We start from the raw sequence: 17731 nt of genomic DNA, 5'->3' as shown, positions 1-17731 counted from the left end.
TCTGTGGCACAACCGGGCAGACGAAAGGCAAAAAGACCAATACGTACGAGAGTAGACTGTTAATGGTTCTATCCTTTGTTCTCTGGGGATAGGAGCAGTGAGGATAGACGATAGAAGTTTGAGGGCTTTACAATGTTGGCAAGCTCTATTGCCCTCCATGTCTTTTTTTCATCAGTTAACCGCCGCTGGTGGTAGACAGATAGACGTGAGCATTGCACTTCAGATCATACCCAAACGTGTACAGTGCCTTTCCCTCCTGAGCCTGTGACAAGCAGAAATCAATCACTTGACTTTGCATCTTCAAGCTTTCGTTTCCGGTGTTGTCTTCTGTGATTCGACAGAGCCTGATTGTTTGGCAGTAGCGCCTGGCACTCAGGGCAGGTTTGCTCTCCGGTGTGATATCGACTTTTGTGATTCGACAGGGCTTGAGCGCTTGCCAGGGTCTTCTTGCACTCAGGGCAGGTTTGCTCTCCGCTGTGTTCTTTTCTTTTGTGAGTCGACAGGGCTTGAGCGTGTGGCAGGGTCTTCCGGCACTCAGGGCAGGTTTGCTCGCCACTGTGATATTGACTTTTGTGATTTACCAGAGCTTGAGAGTTTGGCAGTAGCTTCTGGCACTCAGGGCAAGTTTGCTCTCCTGTGTGTTCTTTTCTTTTGTGAGCCGAAAGGACTTGAGGGTTTGGCAGAGTCTTCTGACACTCATGGCAGGTTTGCTCTCCTCTGTGATATCGACTTTTGTGCTCCGACAGAGCTTGAACGTTTGGCAGGGTCTTCTGGCACTCAAGGCAGGTTTGCTCTCCGGTGTGATCTTTTCTTTTGTGAGCCAACAGGACTCTTGCGTTTGGCAGGGTCTTCTGGCACTCAGGGCAGGTTTGCTTTCCGGTGTGATATCGAGTTTTGTGATCCGACAGGGCTTTTGCGTTTGGCAGGGTCTTCTGGCACTCAGGGCAGGTTTTCTCTCCGGTGTGATCTTTTCTTTTGTGAACCGTCAGGGCATAAGCGTTTGGCAGGGACTTCTGGCAATCAGTGCAGGTTCGTTCTCCGGTGTGATATTGACTTTTGTGATTGCACAACGAGTTTTGAGAGCTAAGTGATTTTTCACAGCCGGGGTGATCACATCGGTATTTTTTGGAGCCTGCGTTCCTTTGTTTTTTCGCAGGTGGTGGTTTTAATTTTAATGACGCACCGGTTGTGCTGTAAGCTTCTGAGACAACTGTCGGTGCTTCAGCAGGATGGCTTACCGGGCCAGATTCCTGATCGCCTGCTTGCAAATAGACATCGCAAGCGAAAGAGTCATCTGTGGTTGAACGACACCGGGTACTTTTTGAAGGAGCGTAGATACAGACTCTCTGTTGATTACAACAGGGCTGTTCATGGCAATTCTTGTCAAAGCTATGTCGGGAGTCAGTGGGCCGACCCGAATTTTCATCATTATGGTCGTTGTCGTATAAATAATGTGATTTTTCTGAATGTCTATTGAATGACTGACCATGATCCTCTGACTCTGTTATCCGGGAATAGTTATCGCCGCCCGTTCCGTACATCAAAGTGATGATCATGTGTGATGGTTCGTTTTGCATCAGCCTCCCATCAGTCATTGGCATTGCAGTTAATAGGCCCGGCTCAGTTTTTATAGAAAAACTCTGGCTTGTTGAAGCCTCATTCTGATCAACCTCAATGATAAAACCATAAGTCTGTGGCTCAACCGGGCAGACGAAAGGCAAAAAGACCAATACGTGCGAGAGTAGACTTTTAATGGTTCTATCCTTTTTTTCAGGGGATAGGAGCAGTGAGGATAGACGATAGGAAGTTTGGGAGTTTTTCAATGTTGGCAAGCTCTATTGCCTTCCATGTCTTTTTGTCATCGGTTAACCGCCTCTGGTGATAGACAGATAGACCTGCGCATTGCACTTCAGATCATACCCAAACGTGTGCAGTGCCCTTCCCTCCTGAGCCTGTGACAAGCAGAAATCAATCACTTGACTTTGCATCTTCAAGCTTTCGTTTCCGGTGTTGTCTTTTGTGATTTACCAGAGCTTGAACGTTTGGCAGGATCTTCTGGCAATCAAAGCAGGTTTGCTCTGCGCTGTGCTTTTTTCTTTTGTGAACCGACAGGGCTTGAGGGTGTGGCAGGGTCTTCTGACACTCATGGCAGGTTTGCTCTCCTCTGTGATATCGACTTTTGTGCTCCGACAGAGCTTGAACGTTTGGCAGGGTCTTCTGGCACTCAAGGCAGGTTTGCTCTCCGCTGTGATCTTTTCTTTTGTGAGCCAACAGGACTTTCACGTTTGGCAGGGGCTTCTGGCAATCAGGGCAGGTTTGCTCTCCGGTGTGATCTTTTCTTCTGTGAGCCGAAAGGGCTTTCGCGTTTGGCAGAGTCTTCTGGCACTCAGGGCAAGTTTGTTCTCCGGTGTGATATTGACTTTTGTGAACCGACAGGGCTTGAGCGTTTGGCAGGGTCTTCTGGCACTCAGGGCAGGTTTGCTTTCCGGTGTGATCTTTTCTTTTGTGATTCGACAGGGCTAGACTACTTGGCAAGGTCTCCTGGCATTCAGGGCAGGTTTGCTCTCCAGTGTGTGCTTTTCTTTTGTGATTCGACAGGGCTTTCGCGTTTGGCAGAGTCTTCTGGCACTCAGGGCAGGTTTGCTTTCCTGTGTGCTCTTTTCTTTTGTGATTCGACAGGGCTTGAGGGTTTGGCAAGTGCTTCTGGCACTCAGGGCAGGCTTTCTCTCCGGTGTGATCTTTTCTTCTGTGAGCCGAAAGGGCTTTCGCGTTTGGCAGAGTCTTCTGGCACTCAAGGCAGGTTTGTTCTCCTGTGTGATATTGACTTTTGTGAACCGACAGGGCTCGAGCATGTGCCAAGGTCATCTGGCACTCAGGGCAGGTTTGCTCTCCGCTGTGATATCGGCTTTTGTGATTTGACAGGGCTTGAGCGCTTGCCAGGGTCTTCTGGCACTCAGGGCAGGTTTGCTCTCCGGTGTGTTCTTTTCTTTTGTGATTTGACAGGGCTTGAGCGTGTGGCAGGGTCTTCTGGCACTCAGGGCAGGTTTTCTCTCCGGTGTGATCTTTTCTTTTGTGAACCGTCAGGGCATAAGCGTTTGGCAGGGACTTCTGGCAATCAGTGCAGGTTCGTTCTCCGGTGTGATATTGACTTTTGTGATTGCACAACGAGTTTTGAGAGCTAAGTGATTTTTCACAGCCGGGGTGATCACATCGGTATTTTTTGGAGCCTGCGTTCCTTTGTTTTTTCGCAGGTGGTGGTTTTAATTTTAATGACGCACCGGTTGTGCTGTAAGCTTCTGAGACAACTGTCGGTGCTTCAGCAGGATGGCTTACCGGGCCAGATTCCTGATCGCCTGCTTGCAAATAGACATCGCAAGCGAAAGAGTCATCTGTGGTTGAACGACACCGGGTACTTTTTGAAGGAGCGTAGATACAGACTCTCTGTTGATTACAACAGGGCTGTTCATGGCAATTCTTGTCAAAGCTATGTCGGGAGTCAGTGGGCCGACCCGAATTTTCATCATTATGGTCGTTGTCGTATAAATAATGTGATTTTTCTGAATGTCTATTGAATGACTGACCATGATCCTCTGACTCTGTTACCCGGGAATAGTTATTGCCGCCCGTTCCGTACATCAAAGTGATGATCATGTGTGATGGTTCGTTTTGCATCAGCGTTCCATCAGTCATTGGCAATGCAGATAATAGGCCCGGCTCAGTTTTTATAGAAAAACTCTGGCTTGTTGAAGCCTCATTCTGATCAACCTCAACGATAAAACCATAAGTCTGTGGCTCAACCGGGCAGACGAAAGGCAAAAAGACCAATACGTGCGAGAGTAGACTTTTAATGGTTCTATCCTTTTTTTCAGGGGATAGGAGCAGTGAGGATAGACGATAGGAAGTTTGGGAGTTTTTCAATGTTGGCAAGCTCTATTGCCTTCCATGTCTTTTTGTCATCGGTTAACCGCCTCTGGTGATAGACAGATAGACCTGCGCATTGCACTTCAGATCATACCCAAACGTGTGCAGTGCCCTTCCCTCCTGAGCCTGTGACAAGCAGAAATCAATCACTTGACTTTGCATCTTCAAGCTTTCGTTTCCGGTGTTGTCTTTTGTGATTTACCAGAGCTTGAACGTTTGGCAGGATCTTCTGGCAATCAGAGCAGGTTTGCTCCCTGGTGTGTTCTTTTCTTTTGTGAGTCGACAGGAGTTGAGCGTTCGGCAGAGTCTTCTGGCACTCAGGGCAGGTTTGCTCTCCGCTGTGATATTGACTTTTGTGAACCGACAGGGCTCGAGCGTGTGGCAGGGGCTTCTGGCACTCAGGGCAGGTTTGCTCTCCGCTGTGATATTGACTTTTGTGAACCGACAGGGCTTGGGCGTGTGGCAGGGTCTTCTGGCACTCAGGGCAGGTTTGCTCTCCACTGTGATATCGACTTTTGTGCTCCGACAGAGCTTGATGGTTTCGCAGGAGCTTCTGGCACTCAAAGCAAGTTTGCCCTCTGGTGTGATCTTTTCTTTTGTGTACCAACAGGGCCTGAGCGTTTGGCAGGGTCTTCTGGCACTCAGGGCAGGTTTGCTCTCCGCTGTGATATCGGCTTTTGTGAGTCGACAGGGCATAGGCGTGCGGCAGGGTCGTCTGGCATTCAGGGCAGGTTTGCTCTCCGCTGTGATATCGGCTTTTGTGAGTCGACAGGGCTTGAGCGCTTGCCAGGGTTTTCTGGCACTCAGGGCAGGTTTGCTCTCCGGTGTGTTCTTTTCTTTTGTGATTCGACAGGGCTAGAGTGTTTGGCAGGGTTTCCTGGCACTCAGGGCAAGTTTGCTCTCCGCTGTGATCTTTTCTTCTGTGAATCAACAGAGCTTGAGCGTTTGGCAGGGGCTTCTGGCACTCAGAGCAGGTTTGTTCTCCGGTGTGGTATTTTCTTTTATGATCCCACAGGGCTTGAGTGTTTGGCAGGGTCTTCTGGCATTCAGGGCAGGTTTTCTCTCCGGTGTGATATCGACTTTTGTGAGCCGACAGGGCCTGACTGTTTGCCAAGGTCTTCTGGCACTCAGGACAGGTTTGCTCTGCGCTGTGTTCTTTTCTTTTGTGAACCATCAGGGCTTTCACGTTTGGCAAGGGCTTCTGGCACTCAGGGCAGGTTTGCTCTGCGCTGTGATATCGACTTTTGTGATCCGACAGGGCTTGAGCGTTTGGCAGGAGCTTCTGGCACTCAGGGCAGGTTTGCTCTCCGCTGTGATATCGACTTTTGTGAGTCGACAGGGCTGTCAAGTTTGACAGGGTCTTCTGGCATTCAGGGCAGGTTTGCCTTCCGGTGTGTTCCTTTCTTTTGTGAAACGACAGGACCTGAGCGTTTGGCAGGGTCTTCTGGCACTCAGGACAGGTTTTCTCTCCGGTGTGATCTTTTCTTTTGTGAACCGACAGGGCCTGAGCGTTTGGCAGGGTCTTCTGGCACTCAGGACAGGTTTGCTCTCCGGTGTGATCTTTTCTTTTGTGAACCGACAGGGCTTGAGCGTTTGGCAGGGTCTTCTGGCACTCAGGACAGGTTCGTTCTCCGGTGTGATATTGACTTTTGTGATTGTGGAACGAGGTTTTAGAGCCAAGTGATTTTTCACAGCCTGGGTAATCACATCGGTATTTTTTGGGGCCTGCTTTCCTTTGTTTTTTCGCAGGTGGTGGATTTAATTTTAATGACGCACCGGTTGTGCTGTTAGCTCCTGAGACGACTGTCAAACTTTCAGCAGAATGGCTTTCCGAGCCAGATTCCTGATCGCCTGTTTGCAAATAGACATTGCAAGTGAAAGAGTCATCTGAGGCTGAACGACACCGGGTACTTGTGGAAGGAGCGAAGATACAGACTCTTTGTTGATTACAACAGGGCTGTTCATGGCAATTTTTGTCAAGGCTATGTCGGGATTCGTTGGGCCAACCTGAATTTTCATCATTATGGTCATTGTCGTATAAATAATTTGATTTTTCTGAATGTCTATTGAATGACCGATCATGATCCTCTGACTCTGTTGTTCGGGTATAGTCAGTGCCGCCCGTTCCGTACATCAAAGTGATGATCTGAAGTTTGTTTCGCCGACAAGGTTTGACATCGGGTAGCATACCTGACCCAGAATATCCGTTTGTGCTGACCATGTGTGATGGTTCGTTTTGTATCAGCCTCCCATCAGTCATTGGCATTGCAGTTAATAGGCCCGGCTCAGTTTTTATAGAAAAACTCTGGTTTGTCAAAGCCTGATTCTGATCAACCTCAATGATAAAACGATAAGTCTGTGACACAACCGGGCAGACGAAAGGCAAAAAGACCAACACGTATGAGAGTAGACTGTTAATGGTTCTATCCTTTGTTTTCCGGGGATAGGAGCAGTGAGGATAGACGATAGAAGTTTGGGAGCTTTTCAATCTTGGCAAGCTCTATTGCCCTCCATGTCTTTTTGTCATCGTTTAAGCCCCGCAGGTGATAGACAGATAGACGTGAGCATTGCACTTCAGATCATACTCAAACGTGTGCAGTTCCTTTCCCTCCTGGCCCTGAGACAAGCAGAAATCAATCACTTGACTTTGCATCTTCAAGCTTTCGCTTCCGGTGTTGTCTTTTGTGATTTGACAGAGCGCCGGGGTTTGGCAGGATTTTTTGGCACTCAAGGCAGGTTTGCTCTCCTCTGTGAAATTGACTTTTGTGGCCCGACAGGGCTTGAGCGCTTGGCAGAGACTTCTGGCACTCGGGACAAGTTTGCACCCCGGTGTGATATTGATTTTTGTGAACCCACAGGGCTTGAGCGCTTGCCAGGGTCTTCTGGCACTCAGGGCAGGTTTGCTCTCCGGTATGTTCTTTTCTTTTGTGATTCGACAGGGCTTGAGCGCTTGCCAGGGTTTTCTGGCACTCAGGGCAAGTTTGCTCTCCGGTGTGATATTGACTCTTGTGAGACGACAGAGCCTGAGCGTTTGGCAGGGTCTTCTGGCACCTAGGGCAGGTTTGCTCCCCGGTGTGATCTTTTCTTCTATGATTCGACAGGGCTTGAGCGCTTGCCAGGGTCTTCTGGCACTCAGGGCAGGTTTTCTCTCCGGTGTGTTCTTTTCTTTTGTGATTCGACAGGGCTAGAGTGTTTGGCAGGGTCTCCTGGCACTCAGGGCAGGTTTGTTCTCCGGTGTGTTCTTTTCTTTTGTGAGTTGACAGAGCTTGAGCGCTTGGCAGGGTCTTCTGGCATTCAGGGCAGGTTTTCTCTCCGGTGTGATATTGACTCATGTGAGCCGACAGGGCTTGAGCGTTTGGCAGGGGCTTCTGGCACTCAGGGCAGGTTTGCTCTCCGCTGTGATCTTTTCTTTTGTGAACCGTCAGGGCATAAGCGTTTGGCAGGGGCTTCTGGCAATCAGGGCAGGTTCGTTCTCCGGTGTGATATTGACTTTTGTGATTGTTCAACGAGGCTTGAGAGCTAAATGATTTTTCACAGCCGGGGTGATCACATCGGTATTGTTTGAAGCCTGCCTTCTTTTGTTTTTTCGCAGGTGGTGGTTTTAATTTTAATGACGCACCGGTTGTGCTGTCAGCTCCTGAGACAACTATCGGTGCTTCAGCAGGATGGCTTACCGGGCCAGATTCCTGATCGCCTGTTTGCAAATAGACACCGCAAGCGAAAGAGTCATCTGAGGTTGAACGACACCGGGTACTTTTGGAAGGAGCATAGATACAGACTCTCTGTTGATTACAACAGGGCTGTTCATGGCAATTCTTGTCAAAGCTATGTCGGGAGTCAGTGGGCCGACCCGAATTTTCATCATTATTGTCGTTGTCGTATAAATAGTGTGATTTTTCTGAATGTCTATTGAATGACTGACCATGATCCTCTGACTCTGTTGTCCGGGAGTAGTTACCCCCGCCCGTTCCTTTCATCAAAGTGATGATCATGTGTGATGGTTCGTTTTGCATCAGCCTCTCATCAGCCATTGGCATTGCAGTGAATAGGCCTGGCTCAGTTTTTATAGAAAAACTCTGGCTTGTCGAAGCCTGATTCTGATCAACCTCAACGATAAAACGATAAGTCTGTGGCACAACCGGGCAGACGAAAGGCAAAAAGACCAATACGTGCGAGAGTAGACTGTTAATGGTTCTATCCTTTTTTTTCCGGGGATAGGAGCAGTGAGGATAGACGATAGAAGTTTGGGAGCTTTTCAATGTTGGCAAGCTCTAGTGCCTTCCATGTCTTTTTGTCGTTGGTTAACCACCGCTGGTGATAGACAGGTAGACCTGCGCATTGCACTTCAGATCATACCCAAACGTGTGCAGTGCCCTTCCCTCCTGAGACTGTGACAAGCAGAAATCAATCACTTGACTTTGCTCCATCAAGCTTTCGTTTCCGGTGTTGCCTTTTGTGATTCGACAGGGCTAGAGCGTTTGGCAGGGTCTTCTGGCACTCAGGGCAGGTTTGCTCTCCAGTGTGATCTTTTCTCCTGTGACCCGAAAGGGCTTTCGCGTTTGGCAGAGTCTTCTGACACTCAAGGCAGGTTTGTTCTCCGGTGTGATATTGACTTTTGTGAACCGACAGGGAATTGGCATTTGACAGGGTCTTCTGGCACTCAGGGCAAGTTTGCTCTCCGGTGTGTTCTTTTCTTTTGTGCTCCGACAGAGCTTGAGGGTCTGGCAGGAGCCTCTGGCACTCAGGGCAAGTTTGCCCTCCGATGTGTTCTTTTCTTTTGTGAGCCGACAGAACTTTCGCGTTTGGCAGGGTCTTCTGGCAGTCAAGGCAGGTTTGTTCTCCGGTGTGATATAGACTTCTGTGAACCGATAGGGCTTGAGCGTTTGGCAGGGTCTTCTGGCACCCAGGGCAGGTTTGCTTTCCGGTGTGATCTTTTCTTTTGTGAACCCACAGGGCTTGAGCGTTTGGCAGAGTCTCCAGGCATTCAGGGCAGGTTTGCTTTCCGGTGTGATCTTTTTTTTTGTGAACCCACAGGGCTTGAGCGTTTGGCAGAGGCCTCTGGCATTCAGTGCAGGTTTTCTCTCCGGTGTGATATTGACTTTTGTGATTCGACAGGGCTTGAGCGTTTGGCAGGGTCTTCTGGCACTCAGGGCAGGTTTGCTCTCCGGTGTGATCTTTTCTTTTGTGAGCCCTCAGGGCATAAGCGTTTGGCAGGGGCTTCTGGCACTCAGGACAGGTTCGTTCTCCGGTGTGATATTGACTTTTGTGATTGTACAATGAGGTTTGAGAGCCAAGTGATTTTTCACAGCCGGGGCGCTCACATCGGTATTTTTTGGAGTCTGCCTCCCTTTGTTTTTTCGCAGGTGGTGGATTTAATTTTAATGACGCACCGGTGGTGCTGTCAGCTCCTGAGACAACTGTCGGACCTTCAGCAAGATGGCTGACCGGACCGGATTCCTGATCGCCTTTTTGCAAATAGACATCGCAAGCGAAAGAGTCATCTGAGGTTGAACGACACCGGGTAATCGTGGAAGGAGCGAAGATACAGACTCCTTGTTGATTACAACAGGGCTGTTCATGACAATTTTTGTCAAAGCTATGTCGGGAGTCAGTGGGCTGACCCGAATTTTCATCATTATGGTCGTTGTCGTATAAATAATGTAATTTTTCTGAATGTCTATTGAATGACTGACCATGATCCTCTGACCCTGTTGTCCCGGAATAGTTACCGCTGCCCGTTCCGTACATCAAAGTGATGATCTGAAGTTTATTTCGCCTGGAAGGCTTGTCATCGGGTAGCATGCCTAACCCCGAATATCCGTTTGTGCTGATCATGTGTGATGGTTCGTTTTGCATCAGCCTTCCATCAGTTATTGGCATTGCAGTTAATAGGCCCGGCTCAGTTTTTATAGAAAAACTCTGGCTTGTCAAAGCCTCATTCTGATCAACCTCAACGATAAAGCGATAAGTCTGTGGCTCACCCGGGCAGACGAAAGGCAAAAAGACCAATACATGCGAGAGGAGACTTTTAATGGTTCTATCCTTTTTTTACCGGGGATAGGAGCAGTGAGGATAGACGATAGGAAGTTTGGGAGTTTTTCAATGTTGGCAAGCTCTATTGCCTTTCATGTCTTTATGTCGTCGGTTAACCGCCGCTGCTGATAGACAGATAGACCTGAGCATTGTACTTCAGATCATGCCCAAACGTGTGCAGTGCTCTTCCCTCCTGAGACTGTGACAAGCAGAAATCAATCACTTGACTCTGTACCATCAAGCTTTCGTTTCCGGTGTAGCCTTCTGTGATTCAATAGGGCTTGAGCGTGTGGCAGGGTCTTCAGGCACTCAGGGCAGGTTTTCTCTCCGGTGTGATATTGACTTTTGTGAACCGACAGGGCATGAGCGTGTGCCAGGGTCGTCTGGCACTCAGGGCAGGTTTGCCCCCCGCTGTGATCTTTTCTTTTGTGAGCCGACAGGGCTTGAGCGTGTGGCAGGGTCTTCAGGCACTCAGGGCAGGTTTTCTCTCCGGTGTGATATTGACTTTTGTGAACCGACAGGGCATGAGCGTGTGCCAGGGTCATCTGGCACTCAGGGCAGGTTTGCCCCCCGCTGTGATCTTTTCTTTTGTGAGCCGACAGGGCTTGAGCGTGTGCCAGGGTCGTCTGGCACTCAGGGCAGGTTTTCTCTCCTGTGTGATATTGACTTTTGTGAACCGACAGAGCATGAGCGTGTGCCAGGGTCGCCTGGCACTCAGGGCAGGTTTGTTCTCCGGTGTGATATCGACTTTTGTGATCCGACAGGGCTTGAGCGTGTAGCAGGCTCGTCTGGCACTCAGGGCAGGTTTGCTCGCCAGTGTGATATCGACTTTTGTGAGCCGACAGGGCATTCGCATTTGGCAGGGTCTTCTGGCACACAGGGCAGGTTTTCTCTCCGGTGTGATCTTTTCTTTTGTGAAACGCCAGCGCTTGAGCGTTTCGCTGGGGCTTCTGGCACTCAGGACAGGTTTTCTCTCCGGTGTGATATTGACTTTTGTGAGTCAACAGGGATTGAATGTTTGCAAAGGTCTTCTGGCACTCAGGGCAGGTTTGCTCTCCGGTGTGATCTTTTCTTTTGTGGACCACCAGGGCTTGAGCGTTTGGCAGGGGTTTCTGGCACTCTGGACAGGTTCGTTTTCCGGTGTGATATTGACTTTTGTGATTGTACAACGAGGTTCGAGAGCCAAGTGATTTTTCACAGCCGGGGTAATCACATCGGTATTTTTTGGAGCCTGCCTTCCTTTGTTTTTTCGCAGGTGGTGGATTTAATTTTAATAATGAACCGGTTATGCTGTCAGCTCCTGAGACAACTGTCAGACCTTCAGCAGGATGGCTTACCGGGCCAGATTCCTGATCGCCTGTTCGCAAATAGACATCTGTTGTGCAAGTGAAAGAGTCATCTGAGGCTGAACGACATCGGGTAATTGTGGAAGGAGCGAAGATACAGACTCCTTGTTGATTACAACAGGGCTGTTCATGGCAATTTTTGTCAAGGCTATGCCGGGAGTCGGTGGGCCGACCCGAATTTTCATCATTATGGTCGTTGTCGTATAGATAATGCGGTTTTTCTGAATGTCTATTGGATGACTGACCATGATCCTCTGGCCCCGTTTTCCGGGAATAGTTACCGCCGCCCGTTCCGTACATCAAAGTGATGATCTGAAGTTTGTTTCGCCGACAGGGTTTGTCATCGGGTAGCATACCTGACCCCGAATATCCGTTTGTGCTGATCATGAGTGATGGTTCGTTTTGCATCAGCCTCCCATCAGTCATTGGCATTGCAGTTAATAGGCCCGGCTCAGTTTCTATAGAAAAACTCTGGCTTGTCGAAGCCTCATTCTGATCAACCTCAACGATAAAACCATAAGTCTGTGGATCAACCGGGCAGACGAAAGGCAAAAAGACCAATACGTATGAGAGTAGACTTTTAATGTTTCTATCCTTTTTTTCCGGGGATAGGAGCAGTGAGGATAGACGATAGGAAGTTTGGAAGCTTTTCAATGTTGGCAAGCTCTATTGCCTTCCTGTCTTTTTGTCATCGGTTAACCGCCGCTGGTGATAGACGATAGACGTGAGTATTGCACTTCAAATCATGCCCAAACGTTTGCAGTGCCTTTACCTCCTGACCCTGAAACAAGCAGAAATCAATCACTTGGCTTTGCATCATCAAGCTTTCGTTTCCGGTGTTGCCTTCTGTGATTCGATAGGGCTTGAGCGTGTGGCACTGTCGTCTGGCACTCTGGGCAGGTTTTCTCTCCGGTGTGATATTGGCTCTTGTGAACCGACAGGGCTTGAACGTGTGGCAGGGTCTTCTGGCACTCAGGGCAGGTTTTCTCTCCGGTGTGATATTGACTTTTGTGAACCGACAGGGCTTGAGCATATGGCAGGGTCGTCTGGCACTCAGGGCAGGTTTTCTCTCCGGTGTGATATTGGCTTTTGTGAACCGACAGGGCTTGAACGTGTGGCAGGGTTTTCTGGCACTCAGGGCAGGTTTGCTTTCCGGTGTGATCTTTTCTTTTGTGAACCCACAGGGCTTGAACGTTTGCCAAGGTCTTCTGGCACTCAGGGCAGGTTTGCTTTCCGGTGTGAGCATTTCTTTTGTGAATCACAAGGGCTTGAGCGTTTGGCAGAGTCTCCAGGCACTCAGGGCAGGTTTGCTTTCCGGTGTGATCTTTTCTTTTGTGATTCGCCAGGGCTTGAGGGTTTGGCAGGGGCTTCTGGCACTCAGGGCAGGTTTGCTCTCCGGTGTGATCTTTTCTTCTGTGAGCCGAAAGGGCTTTTGCGTTTGGCAAGGTCTTCTGGCACTCAGAGCAGGTTTGCTCTCCGGTGTGATATTGACTTTTGTGAACCGACAGGGCATTCGCATTTGACAGGGTCTTCTGGCACTCACGGCAGGTTTGCTCTCCGGCGTGATCTTTTCTTTTGTGAACCGCCAGGGCATGAGCGTTTGGCAGGGGTTTTTGGCACTCAGGACAGGTTTTCTCTCCGGTGTGATACAGACTTTTGTGAACAGACAGGGTTTGAGCGTTTGGCAAGGTCTTATGGCACTCTGGACAGATTTGCACTCCGGTGTGATCTTTTCTTTTGTGAGCCGACAGGGCTTGTGCGCTTGGTAGAGACTTCTGGCACGAAGGGCAGCTTTGCTTTCCAGTGTGATATTGCCTTTTGTGAGTGTTCAATGAGGCTTGAGAACCAAGTGATTTTTCACAGCCGGGTTGATCACATAGGTATTTTTTGGCACCCGCCTTCCTTTGTTTCTTCGCAGATGGTGGATTAAATTTTAATGATGAATCGATTGTGCTTTCAGCTCCTGAGACAACTGTCGGACCTTCAGCAGGATGGCTCACCGGGCCAGATTCCTGATCGCCTGTTTGCAAATAGACATCTGTTGTGCAAGCGAAAGAGTCATCTGAGTTTAAACGACATCGGGTACTTGTTGAAGGAGCGAAGATACAGACTCTTTGTTGATTACAACAAGGCTGCTCATGGCAATTTTTGTCAAAGCTATGTCGGGAGTCTGTGGGTCGGCCCGAACTTTCATCATTATGGTTGTTATCGTATAGATAGTGCGATTTTTCTGAATGTCTATTGACTGACTGACCATGATCCTCTGACCCCGTTTTCCGCGAATAGTTACCGCCGCCTGTTCCGTACATCAAAGTGATGATCTGAAGTTTGTTTCGCCTTGAGGGTTTGTCATCCGGTAGCATGCCCGGCCCCGAATATCCGTTTGTACTGATCATGTGTGATGGTTCGTTTTGCATCAGCCTCCCATCAATCATTGGCATTGCAGTTAATAGGCCCGGCTCAGTTTTTATAGAAAAACTCTGGCCTGTCGAAGCCCCATTCTGATTAACCTCAACGACTAAACGGTAAGTCTGCGACTCAAACAGGCAGACGAAAGGTACAAAGAGCAATACGGGCGAGAGTAGACTTTTAATGGTTCTATCCTCTGATTTCTATGGATAGGAGCAGTGAGGATAGACGAGAAGAAGTTTGGCAGTTTTTCAGTGCTTGCAAGCTCTATAGGAGTTACAAAGCGTAGATAGATAACCAACTGGCTTATCGAATTAGCTTAAAACCCCGTACTTTGAGGACGGGGATGTAAGCTCGGCTTGCAAAGCAAGCCCCTTGTGCTACTTTGCTATCCGTCAGGTGTTTTTTGCGGTTACGCTACCTGACAGGAAAAGTAAAATACCTTCCGCTTTCTGCCCGTGTTTGTTAACGGGGTCGCCTAGACAATCCGAAAGGTAGAGCAGATTATCGAATAAGGTGTATGCCGCTACTGGGTAAGGTATACACTGCGGTCGGGCATGACCGTCTAGCAGTAGGAATCCCCGTCGTTCACGGCGGGGAGGATGTCAAAAAATAAGGTTTAAGTACTGCTTGGTGAAGAAAATTTCTTCCCATGTCTTTTTGTTATCAGTCAACCCGCGATGGACGTGAACATTGCACTTAAGATCATGCTCAAACGTGCTCAGTGCCCTTGCGTCCTGAGCCTGTGACAAGTCGAAATCATTCACTTGACTTTGCATCATCAAGTTTTCGTTTTCGGTGTTGTCTTTTGTGATTCGACAGGGCTTGGACGTTTGGCAGGTGCTTCTGGCACTCAGGGCAGGTTTGCTCTCCGGTGTGTTCTTTCCTTTTGTGAACCGACAGCGCTTTCGCATTTCGCAGGATGTTCTGGCACTCAGGGCAGGTTCGCTCTCCGGTGTGATATTGACTTTTGTGAGCTGACAGGGCTTGAGCGTTTGGCAGGGGCTTCTGGCACTCAGAGCAGGTTTGCTCTCCGGTGTGATCTTTTCTTTTGTGAACTGACAGGGCCTGAAGGTTTGCAAAGGTCTTCTGGCACTCAGGACAGGTTTGCTCTCCCGTGTGATATCGACTTTTGTGAACTGACAGGGCTTTTGCGTTTGGCAAGGTCTTCTGGCACTCAGGGCAGGTTTTCTCTCCGCTGTGATCTTTTCTTTTGTGATCCGAAAGGGCTGGACCGTTTGGCAGGGTCTTATGGCACTCAGGGCAAGTTTGCTCTCCGGTGTGTTCTTTTCTTTTGTGAGCCGACAGGGCTTGAGCGCTTGGCAGGGTCTTCTGACACTCAGGGCAGGTTCGCTCTACCGTGTGATAATTTCTTTTATGATCCGACAGGGCTTGAGCGTTTGGCAGGGTCTTCTGGCACTCAGGGCAGTTTTGCTCTCCAGTATGTTCTTTTCTTTTGTGAACCGACAGCACTTTCGCGTTTCGCAGGATTTTCTGGCACCGAGGGCAGCTTTGCTTTCCAGTGTGATATTGCCTTTTGTGAGTGTTCAATGAGGCTTGAGAGCCAAGTGATTTTTCACAGCCGGGTTGATCACATAGGTATTTTTTGAAGCCTGCCTTCTTTTGTTTTTTCGCAGGTGGTGGATTTAGTTTTAATGACGCACCGGTTGTGCTGTCAGCTCCTGAGACAACTATAGAACCTTCAGCAGGATGGCTTATCGGGCCAGATTCCTGATCGCCTGTTTGCAAATAGACATCGCAAGCGAAAGAGTCATCTGAGGTTGAACGACACCGGGTACTTTTGGAAGGAGCGTAGATACAGACTCTCTGTTGATTACAACAGGGCTGTTCATGGCAATTCTTGTCAAAGCTATGTCGTGAGTCAGTGGGCCGACCCGAATTTTCATCATTATGGTCGTTGTCGTATAAATAATGTGATTTTTCTCTATGTCTATTGAATGACTGACCATGATCCTCTGACTCTGTTGTCCGGGAATAGTTACCGCCGCCCGTTCCGTATATCAAAGTGATGATCTGAAGTTTGTTTCTCCTGGAGGGTTTGTCATCGGGTAGCATGCTTGACCCTGAATATCCTTTTGTGCTGACCATATGTGATGGTTCGTTTTGCATCAGCCTCCCATCAGTCATTGGCGTTGCAGTTAATAGGCCCGGCTCAGTTTTTATAGAAAAACTCTGGCCTGTCAAAGCCCCATTCTGATCAACCTCTACGATAAAACCACAAGTCTGCGGCTCAACCGGGCAGACGAAAGGCAAAAAGACCAATACATGCGATAGTAGACTTTTAATGACTCTATCCTTTGTTTTCCGGGGATAGGAGCAGTGAGGATAGACGATACCCCCGCAGGTGATAGACAGATAGACGTGAGCATTGCACTTCAGATCATACCTCAAACTGTGCAGTGCCTTTCCCTCCTCGGCCTGTGACAAGCAGAAATCAATCACTTGACTTTGCATCATCAAGCTTTCGTTTACGGTGTTGCCTTTTGTGATTCGACAGGGCTTGGGCGTTTAGAAAGGTCTTTTGGCACTCAGGACAGGTTCTTTCTCCGGTGTGATATTGACTTTTGTGAACAGAGAGCGTTTGAGCGTTTGGTAGGGTCTTCTGGCACTCAGGGCAGGTTTGCTCTCCGGTGTGTTCTTTTCTTTTGTGAATCCACAGGGCTTGAGCGTTTGACAGGGTCTTCTGGCACTTAGGGCAGGTTTGCTCTCCGCTGTGATATTGACTTTTGTGAGCCGACAGGGCTTGAAGGTTTGCAAAGGTCCTCTGGCACTCAAGACAGGTTTGCTCTCCGGTGTGATCTTTTCTTTTGTGAGTCGACAGGGCTTGTGCGTCCGGCAGGATCTTCTGGCACTCAGGGCAGGTTTGTTCTCCGGTGTGATATTTTCTTTTGTGATCCCACAGGACTTGCGCGTTTGGCACGGTCTTCTCGCAATCAGGGCAGGTTTTCTCTCCGGTGTGATATTGAGTTTTGTGAGTCGACAGGGCCTTTTTGTTTGGCAAAGTTTTCTGGCACTCGGGGCAGGTTTGCGCTCCGGAGTGATCTTTTCTTTTGTGAACTGCCAGAGCATGAGCGTTTGGCAGGGGCTTCTGGCACTTGAGACAGGTTCGTTCTCCGGTGTGATATTGACTTTTGTGATTGTAAAACGAGGTTTGAGAGCTAAGTGATTTTTCACAGCCGAGGTGATCACATCGGTATTTTTTGGTGCCTGCCTTCTTTTGTTTTTTCACAGGAGGTGGATTTAATTTTAATGATGAACCGGTTGTGCTTTCAGCTTCTGAGATAACTGTCGAACTTTCAGCAGGATGGTGTACCGGGCCAGATTCCTGACCGCCTGTTTGCAAATAGACATCTGTTGTGTAAGCGAAAGAGTCATCTGAGGCTGAAGGACACCGGGTACTTGTGGAAGGAGCGAAGATACAGACTCTTTGTTGATTACAACAGGGCTGTTCATGGCAATTTTTGTCAAGGCTATGTCGGGAGTCAGTGGGTCGGCCCGAACTTTCATCATTATGGTCGTTGTCGTAGAGATAATGCGATTTTTCTGAATGTCTATTGAATGACTGACCATGATCCTCTGACGCTGTTGTCTGGGAATAGTTACCGCCGCCCGTTCCATACATCAAAGTGATGATCTGAAGTTTGTTTCGCCGACAGGATTTGCCATCGGGTAGCATGCCTGACCCTGAATATCCGTTTGTGCTGGTCATGTGTGATGCTTCGTTTTGCATCAGCCTCCAGTCGGTCATTGGCATTACAGTTAATATGCCCGGCTCAGTTTTTATAGAAAAACTCTGGCTTATCGAAGCTCCATTCTGATTAACCTCAACGATAAAACGGCAAGTCTGAGGCTCAAACGGGCAGACGAAAGGCACAAAGAGCAATATGTGCGAGAGTAGACTTTTAATGGTTCTATCCTTTGTTTTCCAGAGATAGGAGCAGTGAGGATAGACGATAGAAAGTTTGGAAGGTTTTCAATATTGGCAAGCTCTAAAGACTTAA

The 17731-nt window shown here is 48.8% G+C and carries 9 protein-coding genes; all 9 read right to left on the bottom strand.

Annotation, left to right across the window (positions count from 1 at the left end; translation table 11 throughout):
* Positions 1–278: 278 nt before the first annotated feature.
* Positions 279–1577 carry a C2H2-type zinc finger protein gene (locus ACOMHB_RS02375; RefSeq protein WP_448215346.1) on the bottom strand — a complete coding sequence of 433 codons (1299 nt, stop codon included), beginning with the start codon at positions 1575–1577 and terminating at the stop codon, positions 279–281.
* Positions 1578–1968: 391 nt separating this feature from the next.
* Positions 1969–3672, bottom strand: a complete 1704-nt coding sequence (locus ACOMHB_RS02370; protein ID WP_448215345.1) for a C2H2-type zinc finger protein — start codon at positions 3670–3672, stop codon at positions 1969–1971.
* A gap of 391 nt (positions 3673–4063) precedes the next feature.
* Complete coding sequence (locus ACOMHB_RS02365) at positions 4064–6181, bottom strand: C2H2-type zinc finger protein (protein WP_448215344.1); 2118 nt, start codon at positions 6179–6181, stop codon at positions 4064–4066.
* Positions 6182–6554: 373 nt separating this feature from the next.
* Positions 6555–7934 carry a C2H2-type zinc finger protein gene (locus ACOMHB_RS02360; protein ID WP_448215343.1) on the bottom strand — a complete coding sequence of 460 codons (1380 nt, stop codon included), beginning with the start codon at positions 7932–7934 and terminating at the stop codon, positions 6555–6557.
* A 391-nt stretch (positions 7935–8325) separates the two neighbouring features.
* Positions 8326–9777, bottom strand: coding sequence for a C2H2-type zinc finger protein (locus ACOMHB_RS02355; RefSeq protein ID WP_448215342.1), 1452 nt, complete (start codon positions 9775–9777; stop codon positions 8326–8328).
* Positions 9778–10169: 392 nt separating this feature from the next.
* Positions 10170–11708, bottom strand: coding sequence for a C2H2-type zinc finger protein (locus ACOMHB_RS02350; protein ID WP_448215341.1), 1539 nt, complete (start codon positions 11706–11708; stop codon positions 10170–10172).
* A gap of 389 nt (positions 11709–12097) precedes the next feature.
* Positions 12098–13717 (bottom strand): C2H2-type zinc finger protein, encoded by a 1620-nt coding sequence (locus tag ACOMHB_RS02345; protein WP_448215340.1) that lies wholly within the window; start codon positions 13715–13717, stop codon positions 12098–12100.
* A gap of 751 nt (positions 13718–14468) precedes the next feature.
* Positions 14469–15839, bottom strand: coding sequence for a C2H2-type zinc finger protein (locus tag ACOMHB_RS02340; RefSeq protein ID WP_448215339.1), 1371 nt, complete (start codon positions 15837–15839; stop codon positions 14469–14471).
* Between the two features lie 325 nt (positions 15840–16164).
* Positions 16165–17460: a C2H2-type zinc finger protein gene (locus ACOMHB_RS02335; protein ID WP_448215338.1), complete on the bottom strand. Its 1296-nt coding sequence runs from the start codon at positions 17458–17460 to the stop codon at positions 16165–16167.
* Positions 17461–17731 lie beyond the last annotated feature (271 nt).

Source organism: Endozoicomonas sp. 2B-B, from assembly GCF_053470045.1.
This window is presented reverse-complemented; position numbering and strand designations above follow the sequence as displayed.

Coding starts and splice junctions, on each gene's coding strand:
- ACOMHB_RS02345 (WP_448215340.1), bottom strand. CDS start 13,717: ATGCAAAACGAACCATCACACATGATCAGTACAAACGGATATTCGGGG.
- ACOMHB_RS02365 (WP_448215344.1), bottom strand. CDS start 6,181: ATGACTGATGGGAGGCTGATACAAAACGAACCATCACACATGGTCAGC.
- ACOMHB_RS02335 (WP_448215338.1), bottom strand. CDS start 17,460: ATGCAAAACGAAGCATCACACATGACCAGCACAAACGGATATTCAGGG.
- ACOMHB_RS02350 (WP_448215341.1), bottom strand. CDS start 11,708: ATGCAAAACGAACCATCACTCATGATCAGCACAAACGGATATTCGGGG.
- ACOMHB_RS02340 (WP_448215339.1), bottom strand. CDS start 15,839: ATGCAAAACGAACCATCACATATGGTCAGCACAAAAGGATATTCAGGG.
- ACOMHB_RS02370 (WP_448215345.1), bottom strand. CDS start 3,672: ATGCAAAACGAACCATCACACATGATCATCACTTTGATGTACGGAACG.
- ACOMHB_RS02375 (WP_448215346.1), bottom strand. CDS start 1,577: ATGCAAAACGAACCATCACACATGATCATCACTTTGATGTACGGAACG.
- ACOMHB_RS02360 (WP_448215343.1), bottom strand. CDS start 7,934: ATGCAAAACGAACCATCACACATGATCATCACTTTGATGAAAGGAACG.
- ACOMHB_RS02355 (WP_448215342.1), bottom strand. CDS start 9,777: ATGCAAAACGAACCATCACACATGATCAGCACAAACGGATATTCGGGG.